This is a genomic window from Escherichia sp. E2586 (assembly GCF_005781105.1).
GTDB lineage: Bacteria > Pseudomonadota > Gammaproteobacteria > Enterobacterales > Enterobacteriaceae > Escherichia.
Genome location: NZ_VATN01000007.1, coordinates 304,618 through 330,784, shown reverse-complemented (window position 1 = coordinate 330,784; position 26,167 = coordinate 304,618). Strand labels below are relative to the sequence as shown.

General features: G+C 51.3%; 23 protein-coding genes. 7 read left to right on the top strand and 16 right to left on the bottom strand.

Going from position 1 to position 26,167, the window contains the following annotated elements; all coding sequences use genetic code 11:
• Nucleotides 1–138: 138 nt before the first annotated feature.
• From recC to FEK50_RS24725, 10 genes are all read right to left on the bottom strand, one after another.
• Complete coding sequence (gene recC, locus FEK50_RS09445; protein WP_131162005.1) at nucleotides 139–3,507, bottom strand: exodeoxyribonuclease V subunit gamma; 3,369 nt, start codon at nucleotides 3,505–3,507, stop codon at nucleotides 139–141.
• A 12-nt stretch (nucleotides 3,508–3,519) separates the two neighbouring features.
• A complete protein-coding gene (locus tag FEK50_RS09440; protein WP_130207726.1) occupies nucleotides 3,520–3,843 on the bottom strand; it encodes a prepilin-type N-terminal cleavage/methylation domain-containing protein in 324 nt (107 codons plus the stop codon).
• Nucleotides 3,828–4,235, bottom strand: a complete 408-nt coding sequence (locus FEK50_RS09435; RefSeq protein WP_130259369.1) for a DUF2509 family protein — start codon at nucleotides 4,233–4,235, stop codon at nucleotides 3,828–3,830. The genes FEK50_RS09440 and FEK50_RS09435 overlap by 16 nt, the downstream gene beginning before the upstream one ends.
• Complete coding sequence (locus FEK50_RS09430) at nucleotides 4,232–4,795, bottom strand: prepilin peptidase-dependent protein (RefSeq protein WP_131162004.1); 564 nt, start codon at nucleotides 4,793–4,795, stop codon at nucleotides 4,232–4,234. The genes FEK50_RS09435 and FEK50_RS09430 overlap by 4 nt, the downstream gene beginning before the upstream one ends.
• A complete protein-coding gene (locus FEK50_RS09425; protein WP_130207732.1) occupies nucleotides 4,786–5,256 on the bottom strand; it encodes a prepilin peptidase-dependent protein in 471 nt (156 codons plus the stop codon). The genes FEK50_RS09430 and FEK50_RS09425 overlap by 10 nt, the downstream gene beginning before the upstream one ends.
• Nucleotides 5,257–5,440: 184 nt before the next feature.
• The gene (gene thyA, locus FEK50_RS09420; RefSeq protein WP_131162003.1) at nucleotides 5,441–6,235 is read right to left on the bottom strand and encodes a thymidylate synthase; all 795 of its coding nucleotides are present in this window, start codon (nucleotides 6,233–6,235) and stop codon (nucleotides 5,441–5,443) included.
• 6 nt (nucleotides 6,236–6,241) lie between these two features.
• Nucleotides 6,242–7,117: a prolipoprotein diacylglyceryl transferase gene (gene lgt / locus FEK50_RS09415; RefSeq protein ID WP_032239304.1), complete on the bottom strand. Its 876-nt coding sequence runs from the start codon at nucleotides 7,115–7,117 to the stop codon at nucleotides 6,242–6,244.
• 150 nt (nucleotides 7,118–7,267) lie between these two features.
• A complete protein-coding gene (ptsP, locus tag FEK50_RS09410) occupies nucleotides 7,268–9,514 on the bottom strand; it encodes a phosphoenolpyruvate--protein phosphotransferase (protein ID WP_130207734.1) in 2,247 nt (748 codons plus the stop codon).
• A gap of 12 nt (nucleotides 9,515–9,526) precedes the next feature.
• Entirely contained in the window at nucleotides 9,527–10,057 is a 531-nt protein-coding gene (gene rppH / locus FEK50_RS09405) for an RNA pyrophosphohydrolase (protein WP_130207736.1), read from the bottom strand.
• A 352-nt stretch (nucleotides 10,058–10,409) separates the two neighbouring features.
• The gene (locus FEK50_RS24725) at nucleotides 10,410–10,556 is read right to left on the bottom strand and encodes a hypothetical protein (RefSeq protein ID WP_276319965.1); all 147 of its coding nucleotides are present in this window, start codon (nucleotides 10,554–10,556) and stop codon (nucleotides 10,410–10,412) included.
• Nucleotides 10,557–10,741: 185 nt separating this feature from the next.
• Here FEK50_RS24725 and mutH point away from each other — a divergent pair, with 185 nt between their 5' ends.
• The 5 genes from mutH to FEK50_RS09375 all read left to right on the top strand — a co-directional run bounded on the left by mutH (nucleotide 10,742) and on the right by FEK50_RS09375 (nucleotide 15,527).
• A complete protein-coding gene (gene mutH, locus FEK50_RS09395; protein WP_130207740.1) occupies nucleotides 10,742–11,443 on the top strand; it encodes a DNA mismatch repair endonuclease MutH in 702 nt (233 codons plus the stop codon).
• Between the two features lie 57 nt (nucleotides 11,444–11,500).
• On the top strand, nucleotides 11,501–12,214 hold the full coding sequence (locus FEK50_RS09390; protein ID WP_064529833.1) for a TerC family protein: 714 nt from the start codon (nucleotides 11,501–11,503) through the stop codon (nucleotides 12,212–12,214).
• Between the two features lie 141 nt (nucleotides 12,215–12,355).
• Nucleotides 12,356–12,574, top strand: a complete 219-nt coding sequence (gene ygdR, locus FEK50_RS09385; RefSeq protein WP_000758660.1) for a lipoprotein YgdR — start codon at nucleotides 12,356–12,358, stop codon at nucleotides 12,572–12,574.
• A gap of 107 nt (nucleotides 12,575–12,681) precedes the next feature.
• Nucleotides 12,682–13,722, top strand: a complete 1,041-nt coding sequence (locus tag FEK50_RS09380; RefSeq protein WP_130207742.1) for an NADP(H)-dependent aldo-keto reductase — start codon at nucleotides 12,682–12,684, stop codon at nucleotides 13,720–13,722.
• A 149-nt stretch (nucleotides 13,723–13,871) separates the two neighbouring features.
• The gene (locus FEK50_RS09375; protein ID WP_131162002.1) at nucleotides 13,872–15,527 is read left to right on the top strand and encodes a DUF4139 domain-containing protein; all 1,656 of its coding nucleotides are present in this window, start codon (nucleotides 13,872–13,874) and stop codon (nucleotides 15,525–15,527) included.
• A gap of 38 nt (nucleotides 15,528–15,565) precedes the next feature.
• On the opposite strand, the gene lplT is transcribed toward FEK50_RS09375, so the two are convergent.
• Both lplT and aas read right to left on the bottom strand, forming a co-directional pair.
• Nucleotides 15,566–16,759 (bottom strand): lysophospholipid transporter LplT, encoded by a 1,194-nt coding sequence (gene lplT, locus FEK50_RS09370; RefSeq protein WP_130237472.1) that lies wholly within the window; start codon nucleotides 16,757–16,759, stop codon nucleotides 15,566–15,568.
• Complete coding sequence (gene aas, locus FEK50_RS09365) at nucleotides 16,752–18,911, bottom strand: bifunctional acyl-ACP--phospholipid O-acyltransferase/long-chain-fatty-acid--ACP ligase (RefSeq protein ID WP_131162001.1); 2,160 nt, start codon at nucleotides 18,909–18,911, stop codon at nucleotides 16,752–16,754. The genes lplT and aas overlap by 8 nt, the downstream gene beginning before the upstream one ends.
• A 585-nt stretch (nucleotides 18,912–19,496) precedes the next feature.
• On the opposite strand from aas, the gene galR reads away from it, so the two are divergent.
• The gene (galR, locus tag FEK50_RS09360) at nucleotides 19,497–20,528 is read left to right on the top strand and encodes an HTH-type transcriptional regulator GalR (protein ID WP_131162000.1); all 1,032 of its coding nucleotides are present in this window, start codon (nucleotides 19,497–19,499) and stop codon (nucleotides 20,526–20,528) included.
• A 6-nt stretch (nucleotides 20,529–20,534) separates the two neighbouring features.
• Here galR and lysA read toward each other — a convergent pair whose 3' ends face one another.
• Nucleotides 20,535–21,797 (bottom strand): diaminopimelate decarboxylase, encoded by a 1,263-nt coding sequence (gene lysA, locus FEK50_RS09355; protein ID WP_130221485.1) that lies wholly within the window; start codon nucleotides 21,795–21,797, stop codon nucleotides 20,535–20,537.
• Nucleotides 21,798–21,918: 121 nt separating this feature from the next.
• Here lysA and lysR point away from each other — a divergent pair, with 121 nt between their 5' ends.
• The gene (gene lysR, locus FEK50_RS09350; RefSeq protein ID WP_130217894.1) at nucleotides 21,919–22,836 is read left to right on the top strand and encodes a DNA-binding transcriptional regulator LysR; all 918 of its coding nucleotides are present in this window, start codon (nucleotides 21,919–21,921) and stop codon (nucleotides 22,834–22,836) included.
• A 4-nt stretch (nucleotides 22,837–22,840) separates the two neighbouring features.
• Here lysR and FEK50_RS09345 read toward each other — a convergent pair whose 3' ends face one another.
• From FEK50_RS09345 to kduD, 3 genes are all read right to left on the bottom strand, one after another.
• Complete coding sequence (locus FEK50_RS09345) at nucleotides 22,841–23,533, bottom strand: aspartate/glutamate racemase (RefSeq protein ID WP_131161999.1); 693 nt, start codon at nucleotides 23,531–23,533, stop codon at nucleotides 22,841–22,843.
• Nucleotides 23,534–23,651: 118 nt separating this feature from the next.
• The gene (araE, locus tag FEK50_RS09340) at nucleotides 23,652–25,070 is read right to left on the bottom strand and encodes an arabinose-proton symporter AraE (protein WP_130207760.1); all 1,419 of its coding nucleotides are present in this window, start codon (nucleotides 25,068–25,070) and stop codon (nucleotides 23,652–23,654) included.
• Nucleotides 25,071–25,384: 314 nt separating this feature from the next.
• Nucleotides 25,385–26,146, bottom strand: a complete 762-nt coding sequence (gene kduD, locus FEK50_RS09335; RefSeq protein ID WP_130258075.1) for a 2-dehydro-3-deoxy-D-gluconate 5-dehydrogenase KduD — start codon at nucleotides 26,144–26,146, stop codon at nucleotides 25,385–25,387.
• Nucleotides 26,147–26,167: the final 21 nt, after the last annotated feature.

Sequence of the window (26,167 nt, the reverse complement as noted above, 5' to 3'; positions counted from 1 at the left end):
TTCAACACGTTAATGAAAATCATCTGGCAGGACTTAATCTTGTGCTGCACGAGTCAGCCTATGTCTATATAACCATCAGTCCGTGACTGATGCGCATCATAAAGTAAGCAAATGAATTGCGCAATTTTTATACAACACTCATGACTGATTAAAGCGAAACAGCGGTAACAGGAAACGTTGCGACTGTTCAATGATGGCTTCCATTGTCTCTGGCGTTAATTGCCGCCATAGCCGTTGATACCAGATATCATCACCTTCGCCACGCACCATCATGTTGCCTTCGTAAGCCTGAAGGAATTTCGAACGAGCTTTTTGCAACGTGGATTCGTCGTCCAGCATGGCATCGTTTTCTGCGTCATAACAGGTTTTTAGCCATGCACCGCCACTTTCAGGTAACACCAGCAATGGCGCGGACATACCTTCACGATACCCTTCAATCAGCTGTGAGAGGTAATGCAAAGCCTGTTCGGCAGCAAGCGGCGGAAAACGCCACTCGCCGTCTTTGCGTAGAAAAAGGCGACTTTCACCATTACCACCGCTGGCACAGTAGACAAGGTGTTCCAGCCAAAGTTGCATTCCCTGCGCCACACTTAATAAAGAGGGACGCCAGCGCAACAGGCCATCTGACTGGACCTGCGGCAACCAGCCCGTTATTTGCACGCCGTTACAGGCGAGATCGATTTCCATGCTCTGGCCCGGCTGACGGCAGGCAATGACTCTGTCTGCAAGCTGCTGCATCTCCTGGCACTGTGTTTCCCAGAAAATTTCACCAAAGGCACCATACGGCAAATCACCTGCCGCCCGAAATCGGCGGAACAAGCGTTCGGCATCATCCTGCTCGACCAGTGCATTTAATAACTGCTGGTTGATTTGATAACGACTAATCCCTTCAAGAATAAAAGGTTCGGTATCGGGAATTTCGCTGTCTTCGGTACGGAAGTTCACTTGCAAACGCATCTGGAAAAACGCCCGCACCGGATGCGCCCAGAATCGTTGTAGCGTTTCCAACGGCACGGTTTCCGGCAAGGTAAACGGTAGCGGCTGAACAAATTCAGAATGTGCCTTACCTGCCTGGCTGGCCGCGGGTAGCCACTCGCGCGCATAGCTTTGTAAGTTACCGGGCTGGTAGTTTTGCGGGTCAAACGGCATCCGGGTATGGTGGCAAGTAAGATGCGCTTTTACCCTTGCCTCGCTTTCATCACAGTTAAGCGCTTCATCGCCCGGTAGATAATGGCTTTGCCCGATGTAGTCGATCAGTTCCTGCACCAGAACTGACGGGAATCGTTCGCTGTTATCCTGAATAGAGCGGCCGATATAGCTGATATAGAGTTTTTGCTGCGCGGATATTAACGCTTCCAGGAACAGATAGCGGTCATCATCGCGACGGCTACGGTCACCGCGCTTCGGTTTCTGACTCATCAGGTCAAAACCTAATGGTGCAAGCTGGCGCGGGTAAACGCCGTCGTTCATTCCCAGCAGGCAAACCACTTTGAACGGAATTGAACGCATCGGCATCAGAGTACAAATGTTAACTGGCCCCGCGAGAAAACGCTGGCTGATACGTTCCTGATCCAGGCGTTGTGCCAGTTCATCACGCAATAACGATAGCGGCACTGCGTCGCCATACTGCGCACCTAAACCTTCAGCGATAATCGCCTGCCATTGTTGCTCAATAAGCGTCATCGCCGCTTCGGTTTCCGCATCCGGCAGGAAGAAGGCATTGAGCATATCGCGGCAAACCGGCAGCCACTCCTCAAGCGGGCGCTCCTGCGCCAGCCCGCGACGCCAGATGTTTAGCTGCATTAGCAGTGACGCCAGGTGTCCTACCAGCTCTGCAATCAGGCCGCTCGATTCATCGTAAGGTAGAACCGATTGCCATTCCCCCTGAGCACTTTCCATCGCGTAGCCCAGCAACATGCGCGTCAGGCCAAATCGCCAGGTGTGTTGTCCGGTGGCGGGGAGTTCCAGCTCACGAACGTTATCGTCATCTATGCCCCAACGAATGCCGGATTCGTTGACCCACTGGCGCAAGTAACGCAGCCCTTCTTCGGTAATGTCAAACCGCGCCGCCAGCACCGGCACATCCAGTAATGCCAGCACATCCTCCGACACAAAGCGGCTGTCCGGCAACGATAACAGGCTGATAAACGCTTCCAGTACCGGATGCGACTGCCGCGCCCGACGGTCGGAAATGGCATATGGCAGATACCGATCCGCTGGCGCACTGCCAAACACGGCCTGAATAAACGGACTGTAGCTGTCGATGTCGGCCACCATCACGATGATATCTCGCGGAGTAAGTGTCGGATCTTCCTCCAGCATCGCCAATAAGCGATCGTGCAAAACTTCAACTTCACGCTGCGGGCTATGGCAAACGTGGAAGGTGATACTGCTATCCTGCGGGTCAAGCGGGCGTTTGTTATCGCTACGGGAAAACTCTTCGATGTTCACACCAGCAACGGCGTGGTTTTCCAGTTCCAGAATGTCGGACTGTATGTTATGCAGCAGGTTATCTGGCGTAACATCGACAAAAGCGTCCAGCTCCTGGCTGCTCTCCAGGTCAGAAAGGAGATAGATGTAGTCGCGCCCCAACTTACCCCAGGAGGCCAGTAGCGGGTTGCCGACATCCTGTTCACCGTCGCTGTTAAAGAGCTGTCCGGCATTTTCGCTATCGCGAAATAGCGGCAATTCGCGATCTTCAAAACTGTGTCGACGCTGGCGGGTCAGCAGTTTCGCCAGATAAGCAGGATCTTTAATATCGCCCCAGTAATAACGGCAAGGGTTGGTAAACAGGAGATGGATTTCAATATGTTTACCCAGCGCCTGTAGCGCCTGGAGATAAACAGGCGGTAACGCGGAAATACCGCATATAAAGACACGCGAAGGTAAGCCGGGTGGGCAGGTCGTCGCAGACTCCAGTGTTTCGATAAAGCGTTGATAGAGATTGGCACGGTGCCAGCGCGGTTGCCCGAGTTCATGGGTATATTCCACCAGCACCTTCCACAACGGCGCTTGCCAGGCCTGCGCTTCTCCCAGCCCTTCAACCAGATGCCCGGCTTCCCACTGTGCCAGCCAGTCCGGGCGATAGACCAGATATTGGTCAAACAGGTCCGCCGCTTTTGAGGAAAGCTGAAACAGTTTTCGCTTGTCGCTATCGTCAGTCAGGTAATGACGCAATAGTGTAAAATCTTCGCGATCCAGCAGTTGCGGCAGCAGAGTCATCAGTTTCCAGCTCATACTCCGCTTGTTAAAGGCGCTCTCTTTGGGGATCTCCGGTAATACACGGACAAACATATCCCAGATAAAGCTCGCAGGTAGCGGAAAATCAATGTTTGCCGCAATGCCGAATTTCTGCGACAGGGTCATTTGCAGCCACTGCGCCATACCGGTACTTTGCACCAGAATCATTTCTGGCTCGAAAGGATCGTCCAGCCGTTCGCGTTCGACAATAAACTCCATCAACGCTTCCAGTACGTCCAGACGATTGGAATGGTAGACCCTTAACATAGCGGCTCCTGACTACTGACGATTCGGGCAATGCAGGCGGGTCATCTCGCCTTCTCTGCCCCCGGGTGAAAATAGCGTAACGCTGATGCTGACACATCCCGCCTGCGATGTCTGCATTCGGTTGACCTGCCAGTTTGCAGGTGGCGAAATCGCGCGCAGTTGTGCTTGCTGCCAGGCGTGCCGCCAGAGCTGCTGGTACTGGTTTCTGCTGGCAAGACTGGTGCTTAATGTTCGCTGGTAACCAGATAACGCAGTGACAATCATCACCATCAGTACCATCGCCAACATCACCTCCGGCAGGCTAAAACCTTGCTGATTCTTCAGGGAAGCTGACATAACGCCTCCTCTTTCAGCGGACAAAAATCACTCCAGCCATGTGGCGAAAATACGATATTCCCATCGATGGCTTCCCCCATTCGCCATAATGAAACGTCTTCATAACCGGCTATTAGCAAGGCTTTATTATCCGCAAGTCTTCGCAGGCAAGCTCGAGCACCCGTTGCGGCATATTGCGAACACTGAACAGCTTGCTGTACCTGCCAGGCATGCATTTTCCCCCACTCAAGCGCCGACTGCACAATGGCCTGACGGCGTAATGACTGGCTTTCCATAGTCACGCGAGAGGCAAAACTACGATCCTGCTGGCTCATTCCTTGTAGCAGCAAGCTGCCCAAAACCAGCAGCATCAGGACCAGTGCCAGCGATGAAACACCCTTTTCGCGGTTCACAGGTTGAATCCTGTCACGCTATAGCTGGCAAGTACCACGGTTTGTGGATCAGCCTTGCTGGCAGCGTGCATATTAACCGTCAGCATCGGCGGGAAACCGCTGTTATCCTGTCGGGTAACCTGAAAAGTGTCGATAACGACGGCATCTGGATTGGTCAATTTATCCCAGCCCTTACCTTCACAGGATGTCGTGCCGCGTAGCGTTTCCAGGACATTGTCTTTTAGCCGAAATCCAATCTGGTCGGATTCTTTTCCCGGCTCATGCTCCCAGATACCGTTACTGTTCGCATCCCACTGCACAATGATGCAGTCACCCTGCCCAACAATTTTCAGACCTTCACCGGGACAGGTTCCATGACAATAACCTGCTCTCTGGAGATGCTTCGCGACTGTAAATACCCGCAGCCAGATTTCATCTTCCAGCGCCAGCTTGCGAGTAGTAATCAAACTTTCACGCTGTAATGCGGGCAGAAATCGCACAGCTCCCAGCAGCAGTACGCTACTGATTGCCATAGCAATCAGCACTTCCAGTAGAGAAAAACCTTGCTCTTTTATAAGCATCCTTCTGTTTCTCCTTGCTGACAAAGCCGGAGCCTTCCCCATGGCGAAACGACCAACCACCACTCGCCCGCTGAATTTTTGAAGCGAATATGTCCGGCCCATGCAGTATTGCGTAGGCCAAAGAAAGTGAGCGAAGGTGTCAGGTCGCTCATTTCGACTTCGGGCCAGCGAGGCACAAAGACCAGCGGTGAACTGCCATGACAGGTATTCGCCCCAGCGGCGGCACTCGCAAGACACCATGACGTTCCTTCCCTGATGACACTGATACTGTGGTCGCGGTTATGCCAGTTGGCATCCTCACGTAAATAGAGCAAATAGTCTCGCGCCTGGCTGGCGGTTTGCCATAACCGTTGCGACTGCTGCCAGTACTGCCAGCCATAGAGTCCACTTGCACTTAGCATGACCAAAATCAGCATCGCGACCAGTGTTTCAATCAGCGTATAACCACGTTGTTTTTTCATGCCGGCAGTATGCGGCGCGGAGAAAAAAAGACGAGTGCCAGTTTCTATTTCTTCGGCCCGTCTTCCGGACTATTTACCCTGTTGCAGGGCGTTGCAAAATTTCGGGAAGGCGTCTCGAAGAATTTAACGGAGGGTAAAAAAAACCGACGCACACTGGCGTCGGCTCTGGCAGGATGTTTCGTAATTAGATAGCCACCGGCGCTTTAATGCCCGGATGCGGATCGTAGCCTTCAATCTCAAAGTCTTCGAAACGGTAGTCGAAGATGGATTCGGGTTTACGTTTAATAATCAGCTTCGGCAGCGGACGCGGTTCGCGACTTAATTGCAGATGGGTTTGATCCATATGGTTGCTGTACAGGTGCGTGTCGCCACCGGTCCAGACAAAATCACCCACTTCAAGATCGCACTGCTGCGCCATCATATGCACCAGTAACGCATAGCTGGCAATGTTAAACGGCAGCCCCAGGAAGACGTCACAGGAGCGTTGATAAAGCTGGCAAGAGAGTTTGCCGTCTGCGACATAGAACTGGAAGAACGCATGGCATGGAGCCAGTGCCATTTTATCCAGTTCCCCCACGTTCCACGCCGAAACAATAATGCGGCGGGAATCCGGGTCGTTTTTCAACTGGTTCATCACTGTGGTTATCTGGTCAATATGACGTCCATCCGGCGTTGGCCAGGCGCGCCACTGTTTGCCATATACCGGGCCGAGATCACCGTTTTCATCAGCCCATTCGTCCCAGATGGTGACATTGTTTTCGTGCAGATAAGCAATGTTGGTGTCGCCCTGCAGGAACCACAGTAGTTCGTGGATGATGGAACGCAGGTGGCAACGTTTGGTTGTCACCAGCGGGAATCCATCCTGCAGGTTAAAACGCATCTGATGACCAAAAATGGAAAGCGTTCCGGTTCCGGTACGGTCGTTTTTCTGTGTGCCTTCGTCGAGCACTTTTTGCATCAGTTCTAAATACTGTTTCATGGTTCCTCAGGAAACGTGTTGCTGTGGGCTGCGACGATATGCCCAGACCATCATGATCACACCCGCGACGATCATCGGGATGGAAAGAATTTGCCCCATGCTGATGTACTGCACCCAGGCACCGGTAAACTGCGCGTCGGGCTGGCGGAAAAACTCAACAATGATGCGAAACGCGCCGTAGCCAATCAGGAACAAGCCAGACACGGCCCCCATCGGGCGCGGTTTACGAATATACAAGTTGAGGATAATAAACAGCACCACACCTTCCAGCAGCAGTTCGTACAACTGTGACGGGTGGCGAGGCAGCACGCCGTAAGTATCAAAAATGGACTGCCACTGCGGATTGTTTTGCAGCAACAGAATATCTTCGGTACGGGAACCCGGGAACAGCATGGCAAACGGGAAGTTCGGGTCAACGCGGCCCCACAATTCACCGTTAATAAAGTTGCCCAGACGCCCGGCGCCAAGACCAAACGGAATAAGCGGTGCGATAAAATCAGAGACCTGGAAGAAGGAACGTTTGGTGCGGCGGGCGAAGATAATCATCACCACAATCACGCCAATCAGGCCGCCGTGGAAGGACATGCCGCCGTCCCAGACACGGAACAGATACAGCGGATCGGCCATAAACTGCGGGAAATTGTAGAACAGAACATACCCAATACGTCCGCCAAGGAAAACGCCAAGGAAACCCGCATAGAGTAAGTTTTCAACTTCATTTTTGGTCCAGCCGCTCCCCGGCCGGTTCGCCCGACGTGTTGCCAGCCACATCGCAAAAATGAAACCTACCAAATACATCAGGCCGTACCAGTGAAGCGCAACGGGCCCTATTGAGAAAATGACCGGATCGAATTCCGGAAAATGCAGATAGCTACTGGTCATCTGTCACCACAAGTTCTTGTTATTTCGCTGAAAGAGAACAGCGATTGAAATGCGCGCCGCAGGTTCCAGGCGCTCCAAAGGTGCGAATAATAGCACAAGGGGACCAGGCTGGTTGCCGGATACCGTTAAAAGATATGTATACGATCCGCGCTATAGCCCCCCGCGAATCAGCCCGCCCATGCCGCGACGCTCCATAAATGCCGCAACCTGATGACGAACTTCAGTCGCCAGTTGTGCTTCCAGGCTGCGCTGCGCAAGGTTTTCCGCTTCGGCAAAATCAATGCGCCGCAGCAAATATTTTACGCGCGCGACAGAACGCCCGTTCATAGACAGATGGCGATACCCAAGTCCAATGAGGATTGCTACGCACATAGGATCTCCCGCCATTTCGCCACACAAACGGAGATCTATCCCTTGCGTTTCCGCTTCCCGGGCGATCATTGCCAGCGCACGTAACATCGCAGGATGCAGGCTGTCATAAATGTTCGCAACTCGCGTGTTGTTACGATCAACAGCCAGAATGTATTGAGTCAGATCGTTGGTGCCAACAGAGATAAAATCGACCCGGTTTACCAGGTGAGGCAACATAAACACCATCGATGGCACTTCCAGCATGATACCGATGCGCGGTTTCGGGATCGCATAGCCGATCATCTCCTCGACTTCACGTCCGGCACGTTCAATCAGGCGGCGTGCTTCGTCAACTTCATCGAGGCTTGTGACCATCGGCAATAAGATGTTCAGGTTGCCCGTTGCTGCATTAGCACGCAGCATCGCCCGCACCTGGATCAAAAAGATCTCCGGCTGATCGAGCGTAATGCGGATCCCACGCCAACCCAGACATGGATTCTCTTCGCTGATAGGCATGTAAGGAAGTTGCTTATCAGCACCAACATCCAGCGTGCGCAGCGTGACAGGCTTATCATTGAACATTTGCAACATGCCCTGATATTGCGCCACCTGCTCTTCTTCCGACGGGAAACCGCTTTGCAACATGAAAGGAATTTCAGTGCGATAAAGGCCGATACCATCAATGCGACTGCCCAGTTTTTCTTCATGTTCCGGGCTTAAACCCGCATTAAGCATGACTTTAATGCGCTCACCGCTTTTTAACTGTGCGGGTAAATTGACGTCATCTTCCGCCAGCCGGCTTAGCTCATTTTCTTCGCTAATTAGCCGTTGGTATTCTTGTAGCAACACCGGTTCCGGGTCGACCAGTAATTCCCCGCGATAACCATCAACAATCAGCGTCCGATGATGCAGCACTGAAGGTTGAATGTCCGCCCCCATCACGGTAGGAATACCCAGCGCGCGCACCATAATCGCCGCATGGGAGTTGGCCGCACCATCGCGTACGACGACGCCGACTAAGCGATCCTGGGGCAACTCCGCAAGGGTCGTCGCCGACAATTCATCTGCCACCAGAATGAAACGTTCCGGCCAGGCGTTCGGCCCCTGATTTGCATCATCAAGGTGAAACAGCAACCGCTGGCCCAGCGCGCGTAAATCGCCAGCGCGCTCTTTGAGATAGTTATCACTTAGCGCGGCAAACTGTTCAGCAAATTTTTCAATGACCGTTTTCACAGCCCACTCTGCGACCGAGCCTTTATCCACCTCGGCAAACAGTTCGCGGCGCAGACGGGTGTCGGAAAGCAGGTGCGAGTAAAGATCGAAAATGGCCGCAGTTTCTTTCTGCGCCCCGGCAGCAAAGCGTTTGCTGTAACGACGAAATTCGTTAGCTGCCTCTTCCAGCGCTCCGGTCAGGCGCTCACGTTCCAGCGCTGGATCCAGCGTTGATGCCTGATACACCTGTTCCATTAAGGGTAAAGTGGCATCCTGCCAACCTTCGGCAATCGCCACGCCGGGTGCAGCCGGTAATGCGCGGATTCGCGTCTGGCGATATTGTCCGAATAAGGCAGTCAACTGCGACTGGGAAAGAATGGCCGCCATCTGGGTAGCGAGCGTCACCAGAAAGGATTCTTCGCTTTCATCGTACTGGCGTAGCTCTCGTTGCTGCACCACCAGCACGCCAAGCAATTGGCGACGCTGAATAATCGGAACGCCTAAGAAAGCACGGAAACGCTCTTCTTTTACGGAGGGGACATATTTGAAGCTGGGGTGTTTTTGCGCATCCGCAAGGTTTATCGGTTCCGCCAGCCTGCCAACCAGGCCGACGATCCCTTCATCAAACGCGAGCGTTACGGTGCGACCTCGCGGTTTTTTCAGCCCCCGAGTCGCCATCAGGTAGTAACAACGTCGGTCGTGATCGGCCAGGTAGACCGAACAGACTTCGGTATCCATCGCAAGACAGATGTCGGTAACCAGTATATTCAACGCCTCGTTAAGGCGGGGAGCACTGGCTACCTTTTCGACTATTTCGCGCAGGCGAGTGAGCATAATTGGCGTGACTTAACCTCTTTTACGTCGATAAGTAGATGCGTTTTGTGGTTTAGGCGTATTGTCCTGTAGCGCCATCACAACACTCGCAAACTCTTTCATTACCCTGCGGTAGACATCACGTTTAAATGACACCACCTGTCTGACCGGATACCAGTAACTTACCCAACGCCAGCCGTCAAACTCTGGTGTACTGCTGGTTTGCATATTGATTTCCGCATCGCCGCTCACCAGCTGCAAGAGAAACCATTTTTGTTTTTGGCCGATACACACCGGCTTCGTGTCCCAACGCACCAAACGTTTTGGTAATTTGTAGCGCAACCAGTTACGCGTTGAAGCAAGGATTCGAACGTCTTTGCGGCTTAATCCTACTTCTTCAAACAATTCACGGTACATCGCCTGTTCTGCGGATTCTCCGGGGTTAATTCCGCCTTGCGGAAATTGCCAGGAGTGCTGACCAAATCGACGGGCCCACATTACTTGCCCCTGACGATTACAAATCACGATACCTACGTTTGGGCGGTAGCCATCGTCATCAATCACCGGACTACCTCAAAATAAAACTTTATATGCGAATGATTGTTTCATACTCCTGGAAGGCGGTAAACCACTCTCTGCAAGGCATTACACACTAATAACAATTGAATAACTCACAGTTAAGTGCAGAGTTATAAACAGCAGAGGGGGAACATCACCGTTTTTATTCACCTTTTCTGTGGATAGAGTTGTGAAGAAGTACGGAATTACTGCGGGAAAACCCAGAGCATTCTGAACAACCCCGATTCAGGCATTACAAAATAATAGTTACTAATCAATGAACTAGGTGCTTAAATCGCTACCAAACAGGTAAAATCGTGACCTGTATCACACTCACTGTATACGAGGTGGTGAAAGATCAACCAATGTCGTATTTATCCACAGAATGTGCCAATAAGTTAAGCACCGCATCACTAAAAATTGGAGTTTCGTCGCACGTCAAGGCTGTAAATGGAAACAGTAGTGAGGGTTTTTCACAGTTATCCCAGCTTTCTGTGGATAACATGGTGTAAGATCCTGTTTATTTTCAGTGACCAGATTTGGAAAACCTCCACATACGTTGCGCAACGTGGTTATCTGAAACCTAAAAAGCAATATAAATCATGCAATTGAATAACACGCGTGGAAAAAGTTACACTTGGTATATCCGGTATAAAATTGCTGCTCAATTTTTAATCAAGGTATAACACCATGCTCCAGCCTCGCCCATTGCTCTCTCCACCAGAAACTGAAGCGCAGTTATTTGCGCAAGCACAGCAACTTTCCGGTTACACATTGGGTGAGCTGGCGGCACTTGCCGGGCTGGTTGCACCGGAGAATTTAAAGCGCGATAAAGGCTGGATAGGCGTGTTGCTGGAAATTTGGCTTGGCGCCAGCGCGGGCAGTAAACCTGAACAAGATTTTGCGGCCCTGGGCGTAGAGCTAAAAACGATTCCTGTGGATAGCCTTGGCCGTCCTCTGGAAACCACTTTCGTTTGCGTGGCGCCTTTAACCGGCAATAGCGGCGTCACCTGGGAAACCAGCCATGTACGTCACAAGTTAAAACGCGTGCTGTGGATACCTGTAGAAGGCGAGCGCAGTATTCCTCTGGCGCAGCGGCGCGTAGGGTCACCATTACTGTGGAGTCCAAATGACGAAGAGGAACGGCAGTTACGCGAAGACTGGGAAGAATTGATGGATATGATTGTTCTTGGTCAGGTTGAAAGAATTACCGCTCGTCACGGGGAATATTTACAGATAAGACCTAAAGCGGCGAATGCGAAAGCGCTCACCGAAGCCATTGGCGCCCAGGGTGAACCGATTCTGACACTGCCACGCGGCTTTTATTTAAAGAAGAATTTCACCAGTGCGCTATTGGCTCGTCATTTTTTGATCCAGCACCCATCGCTTTGACCTGCCGCATTCCGGGCATATAATTACCGCTTCATTTTTTTGGCAGGGCTTTGTTTGATGTTATTTGCATGGGTAACCGATCCTAACGCCTGGCTTGCGCTCGGTACGCTGACGCTGCTGGAGATCGTTCTTGGGATCGATAATATTATTTTCCTCTCGCTGGTGGTGGCAAAACTACCTACAGCACAACGTGGCCACGCGCGGCGTCTGGGTTTGGCAGCGGCGATGGTCATGCGTCTGGCGCTGCTGGCGTCTATTGCCTGGGTCACACGTCTGACGAATCCGCTTTTTACAATATTCAGTCAGGAAATTTCCGCTCGCGATTTAATTTTGTTACTCGGCGGTCTGTTCCTTATCTGGAAAGCCAGCAAGGAAATCCACGAATCCATTGAAGGCGAAGAAGAAGGGTTGAAAACTCGCGTTTCATCATTCCTCGGCGCTATCGTGCAGATTATGCTGCTGGATATTATTTTCAGCCTCGACTCGGTGATTACCGCTGTGGGCCTGTCAGATCACTTATTCATAATGATGGCAGCAGTGGTAATTGCCGTAGGCGTGATGATGTTCGCCGCGCGCTCGATTGGTGATTTTGTCGAACGCCACCCTTCGGTAAAAATGCTGGCGCTCTCTTTCCTGATTCTGGTGGGCTTTACCCTGATTCTGGAAAGTTTCGATATCCACGTACCGAAAGGTTACATCTACTTCGCGATGTTCTTCTCTATTGCGGTTGAAAGCCTCAACCTGATTCGCAACAAAAAGAATCCGCTCTGATATTCCGTTCGCTCTCCTGCGGGAGAGCGTTAGGCCAGCTCTCCTCCTCACAGTTTAAGATTTTCCTGCTTTCATGATGTATAACGTCAGATTATAAACAGTCTATTATCATTAATGGGCAAAATAGGTGAGGATGACCGGATGAAAAAATGGGCAGTATTAATTTCTGCAGTCGGACTGGCATTTGCCGTTTCCGGCTGTTCCAGTGATTACGTCATGGCGACCAAAGATGGCCGTATGATTTTGACAGATGGAAAACCGGAAATTGATGATGACACCGGGCTGGTGAGTTATCACGATCAGCAAGGTAACGCGATGCAAATAAACCGTGATGATGTTTCGCAAATTATTGAACGTTAAAAAATAAGGTCAGCATCCGGCTGGCCTTAAGATTTTTCTCTTTCCCTTTTCCCTTCCCTCTGCCATTTTTATATTCCTTATGTCGTGATTATAAAAAGGAAACGGCTATGCAATATCACCGTATACCCCACAGCTCGCTGGAAGTCAGCACGCTGGGGCTTGGCACGATGACGTTTGGTGAACAGAACAGCGAAGCCGACGCCCATGCACAACTCGACTATGCCGTTGCTCAGGGCATTAACCTTATCGACGTTGCCGAGATGTACCCGGTACCGCCACGCCCCGAAACTCAGGGGTTAACCGAGACCTATGTCGGTAACTGGCTGGCAAAACATGGCAACCGCGAAAAGTTAATTATCGCCTCCAAAGTGAGCGGACCGTCGCGTAATAATGACAAGGGGATCCGCCCGGATCAGGCGCTGGACAGGAAGAATATCCGCGAAGCTCTGCATGACAGCCTCAAGCGTCTGCAGACTGATTATCTCGATCTCTATCAGGTGCACTGGCCACAGCGCCCGACCAATTGCTTTGGCAAGCTCGGTTATAGCTGGACTGATTCCGCACCCGCGGTCTCTCTGCTGGATACGCTGGACGCACTGGCAGAGTACCAACGCGCGGGGAAAATTCGTTATATCGGCGTGTCGAATGAAACCGCATTTGGCGTAATGCGCTATTTACATCTCGCGGATAAACACGACCTGCCGCGTATCGTCACCATTCAAAACCCCTACAGCTTGTTAAATCGCAGCTTTGAAGTGGGTCTGGCGGAAGTCAGCCAATATGAAGGCGTCGAGTTACTGGCTTATTCGTGTCTTGGTTTTGGCACGTTGAGCGGGAAATATCTCAACGGCGCAAAACCGGCTGGCGCGCGCAATACACTCTTTAGCCGCTTCACTCGCTACAGCGGTGAGCAAACGCAAAAAGCCGTCGCGGCGTATGTTGATATCGCCAAACGTCATGGTCTGGATCCTGCTCAGATGGCGCTGGCCTTTGTGCGTCGTCAACCGTTTGTTGCCAGCACTCTGCTGGGCGCAACAACGATGGAACAGCTGAAAACTAACGTCGAAAGTTTGCATCTGGAGTTAAGCGAAGACGTGTTGTCAGAAATTGAAGCAGTGCATCAGGTTTATACTTATCCGGCACCTTAAATCTTCCGCCTGGCGTTCTGCGCCAGGCATCTCTTGTCACAACTTTTTCAGAATATATTCACTACTTTTCGCCGCCTCTCTCCTGACAAAGCGCAATAGACTCTTTCGGTCAACGCCAGCGCGCGTTTCAATGCTTGTTAAGGATAACCATGTTGATTCTAAGACCACTTCCTCTCGCTATGCTGTTTGTCGGTTGCGTTTCTTCCGTTTGGGGTGCGCAATTAACCCAACCGTTAACGCTGAAAGACGTCACGGTTTATCTGCATGGTGCCAGCCTGCAAGGTGAAGAGACACTTAATTTACCAGCCGGAGAAAGCGAAATTATCTTCACTAATATCGCCAATTCGGTAACCGACGACAGCATCGCCATCTCTATCGATAACGGAGTGACTGTGCTTTCCTCACGTATTGAGTTACAGGGAACACAACCGAATACGCTGCCGTCAGATATTCAGCAACAGTTAAAAGCTGCCAGACAGGAACAGGCAAAACTGACCGCCGAGAAAGACAATATCGCGGCTCAAATTAAGGTATTAGAGGCAAATAGCACATTAACAAATAAAAGTGCCGCCGAAGTTGGCAAGTATCTGCAGATGGTGAAAGAGAAAAATGGTGAGCTATTACGTGTTGACAATGAACTGACGCAGAAACTTGCTGATAACCAGCTGGAAATTGAAAAGCTGGAGCAACGCGAGAGCATGAGTAACGGCGATTCAGAAGCAGCCAATGATCCGCAGGTTATCATCGCTAAGGTATATGTCCCAAAAGCCGTCACTGCGAAAGCGGTGGTGCGTTATATGACTCCTGATGCTACATGGACGCCGCTCTATGATATTCACGCCACGGCCATAAACCAGCCGCTGCGTCTGGTTTACAAGGCTAATATTCGCCAGTACACCGGGCTTACATGGAAAAACGTTAATCTCGTGCTCTCGACCAATGAACCTGATACTCACCTCACCTTGCCGCAACTGGAACCCCAGTATGTGGATGTTCCGGAGTATGGAGGTGTAAACGGCTCGCTTTCAGAATCACCTGTGATGAAACAGCGTTCGGAAAATTCGTCTGACCAGGATGTCTCAGAATTGCAGAAAGCCCTGGGGGCAGAGATGCAAAAAACAAGGGAGCAACGAGCCGGGCGCATGTATGCGGCATCGGCAGCGCCCGTTTCACCGCAACCAGAAAGTTTTACCGCGCAAAATGTTCGCTATGCACTTTCGCTACCGTGGCAAATCGACAGCGATAATACCGCGCGCACGGTGGTCATTAAGGAAGAGTCGGTCAACGGTAAATATCGCTTCTTTGCTATTCCAAAGATCAGTAATGACGCCTGGCTCCAGGTACAAATTAAAGAGTGGGAACAGTTAAATTTAATCCCCGGCGAAAGTCAGATCTTCTTTGGCAATAACCGTACCGGCGTGGGTTATTTACAGCCGCCGGAAGATGGCAAGTCGCTGGATATTCAGCTTAACCGCGATCCTAAGTTGATTATTCAGCGTAAAGCCGCACTCAAAAAAGAGAATGCGTTATCTATCTTTAATGACAGCGCAATACGTAACTTCAGTTACACCCTTAATGTGAAGAACAGCTACGGCGAAGCGGTGGATATTACTCTGCTCGACCAGATCCCAGTCAGTGCTAATAGTGATATTACGGTAGAAAAAATGCAGTACGGGCAGGCGCAGTTTGATGCAAAAACGGGTGAACTGACCTGGACGCTGAAACTGTCAGGCAAAGAGAACGTGAGTCTGCCATTCTCTTACAGCGTGAAGTATCCGAAAGGTATGCACCCTTCGGGAATGTGACCTTCGCCAGATGGCTGAATGTGCCATCTGGCAAAAGATTAATGACGGCGTTGCCAGATCCACAGCGCCGTTATTGCCAGCGCAAACAACGCACCAAAGCCAATGCCTATGGGCACGACTGGGATGCCTACCATTACTGCCAGCGAGTAAATTCCCAACATCAGCAGCATGGCGCTGTTTTCGCCGAGATTCTGTACTGCAATCGCATTCCCCGCCCCGACGCTTTTTTTGCCTCGCTCCTGTAATAATGCATTGAGCGGTACCACAAAAAAGCCTCCAAGTACGCCAATCAACATCAACAAGGCATAGGCTGGCAGCAGTTCGTGTTGCAGGGAGAAAATCAGCACCACCACGCCAATCAAAATGCCGGCTGGCATGCAGCGTGATACGGTTTCCAGGGTGACCAGTTTTGCTGCCGCCCCCGCACCAACCACGATGCCAATCGCTACCATCGCGTTGAGGTAGGTCGGGGTCGCGTTATCGGTAATGCCCAGCGCCACCGGCACCCACAGCACCAACAGGAAACGCAACGTAACCCCCGCGCCCCAGAATAAACTGGTGCCCACCAGCGAAAATCGTGTTTCACCGTTGCGCCATAATACGGCGCAAGCAGAGATAAAGCTGCGAGCCATGTTGATCAGATTCCACGACTGTCCCGGACGCGCCGCCGCCAGTTTTGGAATGTAGAGATTTGCCGCTACCGCGCCAGCATAAGCCAGCGCACAGGCCGCCAGCGCAGCAAGAACATGCCAGTCCGCCAGCACGCCACCGGCTACGGAACCGAGTAAAATCGCCGCAATGGTGGAGGCTTCCATCAAGCCGTTAGCTTTCACTAACTGATTACCGGTAGTTAACTCGCCAAGAATACCGTATTTCGCCGGAGAATAAGCCGCTGCACCGACGCCCACCAGCGTATAACCGAGAAACGGATTAATGCCAAAACAAATACTGGCAGCACCCAGCAACTTAAGGCCGTTGGCAAACATCATTACCCTGCCTTTCGCAAAGCTATCCGCCACCTGACCGACAAACGGCGCAAAGAGAATGTAAGCACCCACAAACACCATTTGCAGGATTGGCTGACTCCAGTCCGGATAGAACTGCGCTTTCAGTAACGCCAGAGTGGCAAACAGCAGCGCATTATCGCCAAATGCAGAGAGAAACTGCGCGGCAATAACTGCTTTCATTCCCTTCGACCATAGCGAAGTGTTAGTGTGCACTGACTCACTCATCGTGTTTTTCCGCTTCGTCTACCCAACTTTTCAACGTGACAAAGTCAGGCTTGCCGCTGCCCAGTAATGGCATCTGCTTCAGATAGCGAATGTCACGCGGTACGGCAAGTTCCGGTACGCCGTGCTCGCGGGCGTATTGCTGTAGTTTATCGCGCGTCAGTTCGCTGTCTGTAGTGAACAATACCAGCGCCTCGCCTTTACTGGCGTCGCTCTTAATCGCGGTGGCATGGACTTTATCTGGCGAAACACCAAGTGCCAGTTGTTCCACCATTTCCAGTGAAACCATCTCTCCGGCAATTTTGGCGAAGCGTTTTGCCCGCCCCTGAATCTGCACAAATCCCTGTTCATCAAAACGCACGATATCGCCAGTGTCATACCAGCCGCGCTCCATCTCACCGAGTATGTTCTCAGCCGTTGGCACTTCCAGCACGCCTGGTTTATCCACCCGCAGGTAGCCGTTCATTATGTTCGGCCCTTTTAGTTGCAGGCGACCACCTTCTTCAATACCCGGAACCGCCAGCAGACGTGCATCCATACCCGGCAAAATACGCCCGACGGTGCCAGGTTTCGCTGCCATCGGTACGTTGATGGACACCACTGGCGCGCATTCAGTCACGCCGTAGCCTTCAAGAATACGCAGGCCAAATTTATCCTGCCAAAGTCGTTTGGTGCTTTCTTGTAGTTTCTCCGCGCCAGCCACCACATAGCGTAGACGATAGAAGTCATACGGGTTGGCGAAGCGCGCGTAATGACCAAGGAAGGTCGAAGTACCGAAAAGCACCGTACAACTGCGGTCGTACACCAGTTCAGGCACAATGCGGTAATGCAATGGACTGGGGTAAAGGAAGACTTCTGCGCCCGTCAGCAGGGGCGTAAACAAGCCAACAGTTAAACCAAAGGAGTGAAACAACGGTAACGCCGACATAAAGCGATCGTTGGTGGTGAAATCGGCAATCGTTTTAATCTGCTCGACGTTCGCCAGAATGCTTTTATGGCTATGGACGACGCCTTTCGGATGGCCTTCAGAACCGGAGGTAAAGAGGATCAGCGCCTCTTCTTCTGGTTGCTGTTTTACCTGTGCCAGACGCGGCATCAACAGATGGGCGAAGATCCACACTTTGTCGGCAGTGGTGACATCCGCTTTTAAATCTTCCAGATACACCCAGCGTACCTGAGTCAGCTGCTCCGGCAGATGCCAGAGTTTGCCTTTGTCGAGGAACTGACGAGAAGTGAAGATAGTTTTGATTTCAGCCGCCGTAATGGCGCTGGTCAGCCCTTTTACCCCGGCGGTGTAGTTCATCATTGCCGGAATACGGCGACGGGCGATGGCCCCAAAAATCACTGCCGCACTGATGCCTGCATTGGGCAGCATTAAGCCGATTCTTTCCCCTTCAACGCTATATTTTTCGAGGATGCGACCAACAAACAGTGTTTTAGTGAGTAACTTGCGATAGGTATCTGGGGTAAAGTTGACGTCTTCGACACACTTTTTCCTGGCCCCAAAACGGTACATTGCGCTCAGTAGTGATTCGTACAGCGTTTCACGTGGGCGTACCGCCATACGCGCTTCCATCATAATTTGGTGCAGCATTTCCCCCGCGATTTTACGGCGGTCACGGGCGCGCGGCGCATCTGGCATCGGCACCTGCGTGGGAGGCAAAATATGCAGATGAATTTGCGGGAACAAGCGCCGTTTAACCAGACCTTTCAGGCGACTGAAGTGCGTAAGCTCCGCCCCTTCAATTCGCACCGGAATAACCGTCGCGCCTGACTTCGCCGCCACAAAACCGGCGCCATCGTAAATTTTCATCAGCGAACCGGTGGTCGTGATGCGCCCCTCCGGGAAAATCACTACTGGACGGCCTTGTTCCACCAAACGAACCAGATGTTTGATTGCCATCGGCTGTGTCGGATCGAGAGGAACGAAGTCGATAAATGATTTCAACCAACGCATATACCACTGCTGGCTGATGGAGGTGTAAACAGCAAACACTGGGCGAACGGGTAAAAATAGCGCCAGCAGAATGCCATCAATAAAAGAGGCGTGATTGGGCGTGATAAGAACGCGCTCGCCCTTCAGCGCCTGGGTGTCACCTGTCACGCGAACGCGGTACAGAGCAAGGCACAAATTTCGAAAAAAGCTAAAAAGCATTTCAACTCCCTTTGCTCATTATTCATTAAATGCGAATGCGGTGAGATTACACGAGATGAAGAGCTCGAGCGACAGTAAAGTCGGTGCGAAAAAAAACCTGCGCATCCGCGCAGGTTGGTGCAAGAGACAGGGTACGAAGAGCGTACCGAATAATCTCACCAATCAATACCTCTGGGATCTTGATTGTGGTCCGCACGACGACGCTTCGCCAGCGAGAAAAAGCAAAGGAATGAAGGGAAATGCAACGAGGTGTGTAAATTGTCGGTTACTGTTACAGATTTGCGACAGGCAAAAAAAACCTGCGCATCTGCGCAGGCTGGTGTAATTCATGTGCTCAACCCGAAGTTGACTTCACCTATCAATACCTCTGGGATCACCACTTTATCAACCTGTAGACAAATGCCACCAGCAGTCAATCGCAACAGCGTTTCGCAAAGTGTAACCAAAGGTTTGCAATCTCTTTTTTTCCTTACGTATTCTCGCTTCGCGCACACTTCCCACGCTGAAATCACAACGCCCCTTGAACCAACGGGCGTTTTCCGTAACACTGGCAGAATGTAAGCGTTTACCCACAAAGGTATTTTCATGGCGACCATTAAGGATGTAGCCCGACTGGCAGGCGTTTCAGTCGCCACCGTTTCCCGCGTCATTAATAACTCTCCAAAAGCCAGCGAAGCTTCTCGTCTGGCTGTGCATAGCGCAATGGAATCTCTGAGTTATCACCCGAACGCTAACGCCCGCGCGTTGGCGCAACAGACCACTGAAACGGTTGGCCTGGTCGTTGGTGATGTTTCCGATCCGTTTTTCGGTGCAATGGTGAAAGCGGTCGAACAGGTGGCTTACCATACCGGTAATTTCTTATTAATTGGCAACGGTTACCACAACGAACAAAAAGAGCGCCAGGCCATTGAGCAGTTGATTCGCCATCGCTGCGCCGCGCTGGTCGTCCATGCCAAAATGATCCCGGATGCCGATTTGTCCTCATTGATGAAGCAAATACCCGGCATGGTGTTAATCAACCGGATCCTTCCGGGTTTTGAGTGTCGTTGTATCGCTCTGGACGATCGCTACGGTGCCTGGCTGGCGACGCGCCATTTAATTCAGCAGGGTCATACACGCATTGGTTATCTCTGCTCTAACCACTCTATTTCTGATGCCGAAGATCGTCTGCGAGGGTATTACGATGCCCTTGCCGAAAGCGGTATTCCGGCTAATGATCGGCTGGTGACTTTCGGCGAACCGGACGAAAGCGGTGGCGAGCAGGCGATGACAGAACTGTTGGGAAGAGGCAGAAATTTCACCGCCGTGGCTTGTTATAACGACTCAATGGCGGCAGGCGCGATGGGCGTGCTCAATGACAATGGGATTGATGTACCAGGTGAAATTTCGCTGATTGGTTTTGATGATGTGCTGGTGTCACGTTATGTACGCCCACGGCTGACCACGGTCCGTTACCCAATAGTGACAATGGCGACCCAGGCTGCAGAACTGGCATTGGCGCTGGCGGATAATCGCCCACTGCCAGAAATCACCAACGTTTTTAGTCCTACGCTGGTACGTCGCCATTCAGTTTCAACACCGTCGCTGGATGCAAGTCATAACGCAGCCAGCGACTAGCCGCGATTAAAGCAACTCGAGCGCCAGTAATTCCTCAATGGTCTGGCGGCGGCGAATCAACCGCGCCTGACCATTATCAAACAGAACTTCTGGCAACAGTGGGCGACTATTGTAGTTAGATGACATTGACGCACCATATGCACCGGTATCATGCAGCACCAGATAATCGCCAGCCTTCACTTCCGGTAAGGCACGGGTTTCGACATTCCCCCCTTCCTGCTGGGTAAAGACATCGCCCGATTCACATAATGGCCCTGCGACAACGGTTTCCACCGTTGGCGCATGTTCAAGAGAGCGACCATCAGCCGCCAGCGCGCTAATATGGTGATAACTGCCATACATTGCCGGGCGCATCAGATCGTTAAATCCAGCGTCAACCAGCACAAAGTGGCGACTCCCCATTTGTTTGACGCTCCGCACCTGGGTAATTAACACACCAGACTGCGCTACCAGGAAGCGGCCCGGTTCGATTTCCAGTTTCACTGGGTGACCGAGATGGCGGGCGATTTGCTCACGCGCAGCATGCCACAGACCATAATAATGTTCAGTATCAACCGCCTCTTCTCCCTGCTGATACGGAACAGAAAGCCCGCCCCCCGCAGAAATAGCCTGTAAATCCTGACCGAATTCGATGACCTGATGCACCATCGCGCCACACACCTGCTCCAGATGCGCATAATCAACACCAGAACCGATGTGCATGTGAATGCCAACCAATTGCATATGATGACGTTGTATGACTTCCAGCGCGGCCGGAAGATCGGTATACCAGATGCCGTGCTTGCTGTTTTCGCCACCGGTATTGGTTTTTTGGCTGTGTCCGTGACCAAACCCCGGGTTAACGCGCAGCCATACCCGATGTCCTGGCGAAACCTGACCCAGTTGATCGAGCATATCAACAGACCCCGCATTCACCGGAATTTGCAATTCACTGACGCGCTCAAGCGTTGCCTGATCGATAACATCCGCGGTAAAGACGATGTCATCGGGATGCGTTTGCGGATTATATCCCGCCGCCAGCGCACGCTCGATTTCCCCCAATGAGACAGAATCCACTTTCACACCCTGCTCACGCATTAAGCGCAAAATATGAATATTGGAACAGGCTTTCTGCGCGAATCGCACCACATCAAACTGTTTCAGCGCTGCAATCTGCCGACGAATAATTTGCGCATCGTAAACCCACACCGGGCAGCCAAATTCTGAGGGCAAACGCAGTAGATTTTCGGCGGTGAGATCGGTATCGGTGCTGAACAGTGAATGTGGCATAACAAACTCCAGATAAGTGCTTTTTTATGATTACGCCACATCATAAAAAGAATAAAAAATATCGATTTATGTCGAGTCTATGCAAAAATGATATGGATTACCGGATTGCGAGAGAATGCTAATGGCCGCCGTTAACTTACGTCATATTGAAATTTTTCATGCGGTTATGACCGCCGGCAGCCTGACTGAGGCGGCACAACTGCTGCATACTTCACAGCCAACCGTCAGCCGCGAACTGGCGCGCTTTGAAAAGGTGATCGGGTTGAAACTGTTTGAACGCGTACGCGGTCGATTACACCCTACCGTTCAAGGGCTGCGTCTGTTTGAAGAGGTGCAGCGCTCTTGGTACGGGCTGGATCGCATCGTCAGCGCCGCCGAAAGTCTGCGCGAGTTTCGCCAGGGAGAACTGTCTATTGCCTGCCTGCCGGTCTTTTCGCAGTCTTTTTTGCCGCCGCTGCTACAACCGTTTCTGGCCCGTTATCCTGAAGTCAGCTTAAACATTGTCCCGCAGGAATCACCGCTACTTGAAGAGTGGCTTTCGGCACAGCGTCATGATCTAGGACTCACCGAAACGCTGCATACGCCTGCGGGTACGGAACGCACCGAATTACTGTCTTTAGACGAAGTGTGTGTTTTACCGCCGGGCCATCCGCTGGCGGCAAAAAAGGTATTAACACCGGAAGATTTTCACGGTGAGAACTACATCAGCCTTTCCCGCACTGACAGCTATCGCCAGCTGTTGGATCAGTTGTTTAGTGAGAATCAGGTTAAACGACGCATGATAGTAGAAACCCATAGCGCCGCGTCAGTTTGCGCGATGGTACGGGCGGGAGCGGGAGTTTCGGTAGTTAACCCACTCACCGCTCTGGATTATGCGGCAAGTGGGTTAGTGGTGCGGCGATTTAGTATTGCGGTTCCCTTCACCGTCAGCCTGATTCGCCCTCTACATCGTCCGTCATCAGCACTGGTGCAGGCATTCAGCAAGCATTTACAAACCGGTTTACCAAAACTGGTTGCCGCTCTTGAGGCTATTTTGTAGTGAATTACGACAGCATAAAGGCTACTGCATCCTCGGCATGAATAGCCGCAGTATCAAACACAGGCAGAACACTGCGCTCTTCTGGCACCAGTAAACCAATTTCCGTACAGCCAAAAATGACGCCCTGCGCGCCCTGTTCTGCGAGGCGAGCAATCACTTGCGCATAATAAGTGCGTGATGTTTCGCTAAAATGCCCCAGACACAGTTCTTCAAAAATAATCTGGTTAATTTTCGCCCGTTCATCCGCTTCAGGGATCAGACAGTCGATGGAAAATTGCGCCGCCAGTCGCCCACGATAAAAATCCTGTTCCATGGTGTAGCGTGTCCCCAGCAGCGCCACACGAGTTATTCCGGCACGGGTAATTGCACGTCCAGTGGCATCCGCAATATGTAAGAAAGGCAGTGAACAACGGGATTCGATAGCATCCGCTACTTTGTGCATCGTATTGGTACATAACACAATGCCTTCAGCCCCCGCCCGCTGTAAGCCAAGTGCCGCTTCAGCCAGAATTTCTCCTGCTTTATCCCACTCCCCGCAACGTTGACACTCTTCTATTTCATGAAAATCAACGCTATGTAGCAGCACTTGCGCAGAGTGAAGCCCACCAAGTCGCTGTTTAATGCCTTCATTTATCAGACGATAGTAAGGAATAGTGGATTCCCAGCTCATACCCCCTAGCAGACCAATTGTTTTCATTCCTTTCTCCTGACTTGTAAGTTAATGCAGCAAGGCTGAATAAGGAACTCAACGGCCTGGCGCCCGATCTCTATTAGCGAAAAAAAGACCGGATGTACAGCACATCCGGCCAGAGACATCAGATGCCGATATTTCTCAATTTCTCGCCTGCCATCAGTTTGCGTTCGATATGCTCCAGCGTGACATTTTTGGTTTCCGGAATGAGCCAGAAGGTAATACCCACAAACGCAATATTCAGCGCGGTGTAGAGCCAGAACGTACCGGCAGCACCAATGCTGTCGAGCAGCGTCAGGAAGGTCGCGCCGATAATCATGTTCGACACCCAGTTCGTGGTGGTCGAACAGGTAATACCAAAATCGCGGCATTTCAGCGGCTGAATTTCAGAGCACAGGATCCACACCACTGGCGCGGCGCTCATCGCATAACCGGCAATACACATCATCGTCATGCCAACAGAGAGCCAGGACAGGCCACTGGAAGCCGTACCGTTATCAAACTGCATCAGGCAATAGCCCAGCACCAGAGTGCCTAACGCCATCACGCTGAAACCAATTTTCAGTGCCGGTTTACGCCCGGCTTTATCTACCGTAAACACTGCAATAAAAGTAGCAAACATAAAGGTTAGCCCCACGACCAGAGTCGCAATCATCTGCTGTTCGGTCGTCGTAAAGCCCGCCATTTTGAAGATACGCGGCGCGTAGTACATGATGATGTTCATACCGGTAAATTGTTGCATCGCCTGCAACAACATACCGAGGAACACCGCGCGACGGACGTTACGGTTGATTTTAAACAGCGCCCAACCGCCCTGTTTTAATTTCAGGCTTTCACGAATTTCGTTAAGTTCTTCTCGCGCTTTTTCTGATGTATCGCGCAGCATACGCAGCACTTCTTCCGCCTCGATATGACGCCCTTTCTCCGCCAGCCAGCGCGGGCTATTTGGTAGGAAAACAACCAGAATAATCAGCAGGACTGCCGGTAAGGCAAGAACACCTAACATTGCACGCCAGTTACCGCTATAGCTGAATGCCGTGTCGGATAAAAACGCCAGCACGATGCCCAGCGTTACCATCAACTGGTACATACTGATCATCTTGCCACGTACGTTTTCACTCGCCATTTCAGAGAGGTACAGTGGAGCTGTATAAGAGGCAATCCCCACGGCAATACCAAGCACCACACGAGCGGCGATTAACATTTCTACGCTGGTCGCAAAAGCCGATCCTATCGAACCGAGCACAAACAGGATGGCCCCTGCCATCAAACTGTATTTACGTCCCAGGCGGAACGACAGCCAACCGTTGAACAGCGCACCAATTGCCGCGCCGAGCATCATGCTACTGACCACCCATTCCTGTAATCGACTGGTTAGCACAAAGTGATCGGTAATGAACGGCAACGCTCCGGCGATAACCCCGATATCAAGACCAAATAACAATCCTGCGACCGCAGCAGCTACCGAAACAAACATATTCATACGACGCGTATCTCGCAGAGGACGCGGCGTTAAAGCAGATTCCGTATTGATAGTCACCATTTTTTCCTGCCAGCAGAGAATAAGACATAGTGAAAAAATACGTGAACAACTCATACAGGTGTCAGGTCGGAATTAGCATAAATATGGATTAAATTGCTACGACATGCGGTTATGTGATGGATATTCCAATTTTCAAATTAAGTAAAATTATTGACGTTATTATTAACTACATAATTTTAAAGCAGATAAAACTCATAAAATTTATTAATTGATAATTGATATGGATTATTTCATAACCGAGATATGGATTATGATGATCTGCAGGTATAAAAAACCCTGCCATACGGCAGGGTCATAAAAATGAATTGAATAACTTAACGCGCCAGCCAGCCGCCATCTACGGCAATGGTATAACCATTCACATAGTCTGAAGCACTGGAGGCAAGGAATACCACCGGCCCCATCAGATCGCTCGGCAATCCCCAACGCCCTGCCGGGATGCGGTCAAGAATTTCCGCACTACGCTGTTCATCAGCCCGCAGTTGTTGGGTATTGTTGGTCGCCATATAGCCCGGAGCAATCGCATTAACGTTGATGTTATGTTTTGCCCATTCGTTCGCCATCAGACGGGTCACGCCCATCACGCCGCTTTTTGATGCAGTATACGAAGGTACGCGGATCCCGCCCTGGAATGAGAGCATGGACGCGATATTGATAATCTTGCCACCGTTGCCCTGTGCGATGAAGTGTTTCGCCGCCGCCTGAGACATGAAGAATACACTTTTGATGTTCAGGTTCATCACATCGTCCCAGTCTTTTTCACTGAAATCGAGTGCATCTTCACGGCGAATCAATCCGGCGTTATTGACCAGGATATCAATATGGCCGAACTCTGCTACCGCACGATCCAGCAGTGCAGGAATGCCATCAATCTGACGTAGATCGGCGGTCAGGCTTAAAAAACGACGCCCCAGCGCCGTGACCTGTTCAATGGTTTCTGTCGGTTCAACGATATTAATGCCGACGATATCACAGCCCGCTTGCGCCAGTCCCAGCGCCATCCCCTGCCCCAGCCCAGTGTCACAGCCAGTGACTACCGCGACTTTACCATCAAGAGAAAATTCTTTTAAAATCATGATAATACCTTATTGATTTTG

Excerpts from the sequence above, each read along its gene's own strand:
- FEK50_RS09375 (WP_131162002.1), top strand. The coding sequence starts at position 13,872 with ATGTTGATTCTAAGACCACTTCCTCTCGCTATGCTGTTTGTCGGTTGC.
- FEK50_RS09390 (WP_064529833.1), top strand. The coding sequence starts at position 11,501 with ATGTTATTTGCATGGGTAACCGATCCTAACGCCTGGCTTGCGCTCGGT.
- FEK50_RS09380 (WP_130207742.1), top strand. The coding sequence starts at position 12,682 with ATGCAATATCACCGTATACCCCACAGCTCGCTGGAAGTCAGCACGCTG.
- lysR (WP_130217894.1), top strand. The coding sequence starts at position 21,919 with ATGGCCGCCGTTAACTTACGTCATATTGAAATTTTTCATGCGGTTATG.
- mutH (WP_130207740.1), top strand. The coding sequence starts at position 10,742 with ATGCTCCAGCCTCGCCCATTGCTCTCTCCACCAGAAACTGAAGCGCAG.
- FEK50_RS24725 (WP_276319965.1), bottom strand. The coding sequence starts at position 10,556 with ATGTTATCCACAGAAAGCTGGGATAACTGTGAAAAACCCTCACTACTG.
- lysA (WP_130221485.1), bottom strand. The coding sequence starts at position 21,797 with ATGCCACATTCACTGTTCAGCACCGATACCGATCTCACCGCCGAAAAT.
- FEK50_RS09345 (WP_131161999.1), bottom strand. The coding sequence starts at position 23,533 with ATGAAAACAATTGGTCTGCTAGGGGGTATGAGCTGGGAATCCACTATT.
- kduD (WP_130258075.1), bottom strand. The coding sequence starts at position 26,146 with ATGATTTTAAAAGAATTTTCTCTTGATGGTAAAGTCGCGGTAGTCACT.
- galR (WP_131162000.1), top strand. The coding sequence starts at position 19,497 with ATGGCGACCATTAAGGATGTAGCCCGACTGGCAGGCGTTTCAGTCGCC.
- FEK50_RS09425 (WP_130207732.1), bottom strand. The coding sequence starts at position 5,256 with ATGAAAAAACAACGTGGTTATACGCTGATTGAAACACTGGTCGCGATG.
- ptsP (WP_130207734.1), bottom strand. The coding sequence starts at position 9,514 with ATGCTCACTCGCCTGCGCGAAATAGTCGAAAAGGTAGCCAGTGCTCCC.
- thyA (WP_131162003.1), bottom strand. The coding sequence starts at position 6,235 with ATGAAACAGTATTTAGAACTGATGCAAAAAGTGCTCGACGAAGGCACA.
- FEK50_RS09430 (WP_131162004.1), bottom strand. The coding sequence starts at position 4,795 with ATGCTTATAAAAGAGCAAGGTTTTTCTCTACTGGAAGTGCTGATTGCT.
- ygdR (WP_000758660.1), top strand. The coding sequence starts at position 12,356 with ATGAAAAAATGGGCAGTATTAATTTCTGCAGTCGGACTGGCATTTGCC.
- lplT (WP_130237472.1), bottom strand. The coding sequence starts at position 16,759 with ATGAGTGAGTCAGTGCACACTAACACTTCGCTATGGTCGAAGGGAATG.
- araE (WP_130207760.1), bottom strand. The coding sequence starts at position 25,070 with ATGGTGACTATCAATACGGAATCTGCTTTAACGCCGCGTCCTCTGCGA.
- aas (WP_131162001.1), bottom strand. The coding sequence starts at position 18,911 with ATGCTTTTTAGCTTTTTTCGAAATTTGTGCCTTGCTCTGTACCGCGTT.
- FEK50_RS09440 (WP_130207726.1), bottom strand. The coding sequence starts at position 3,843 with ATGTCAGCTTCCCTGAAGAATCAGCAAGGTTTTAGCCTGCCGGAGGTG.
- lgt (WP_032239304.1), bottom strand. The coding sequence starts at position 7,117 with ATGACCAGTAGCTATCTGCATTTTCCGGAATTCGATCCGGTCATTTTC.
- recC (WP_131162005.1), bottom strand. The coding sequence starts at position 3,507 with ATGTTAAGGGTCTACCATTCCAATCGTCTGGACGTACTGGAAGCGTTG.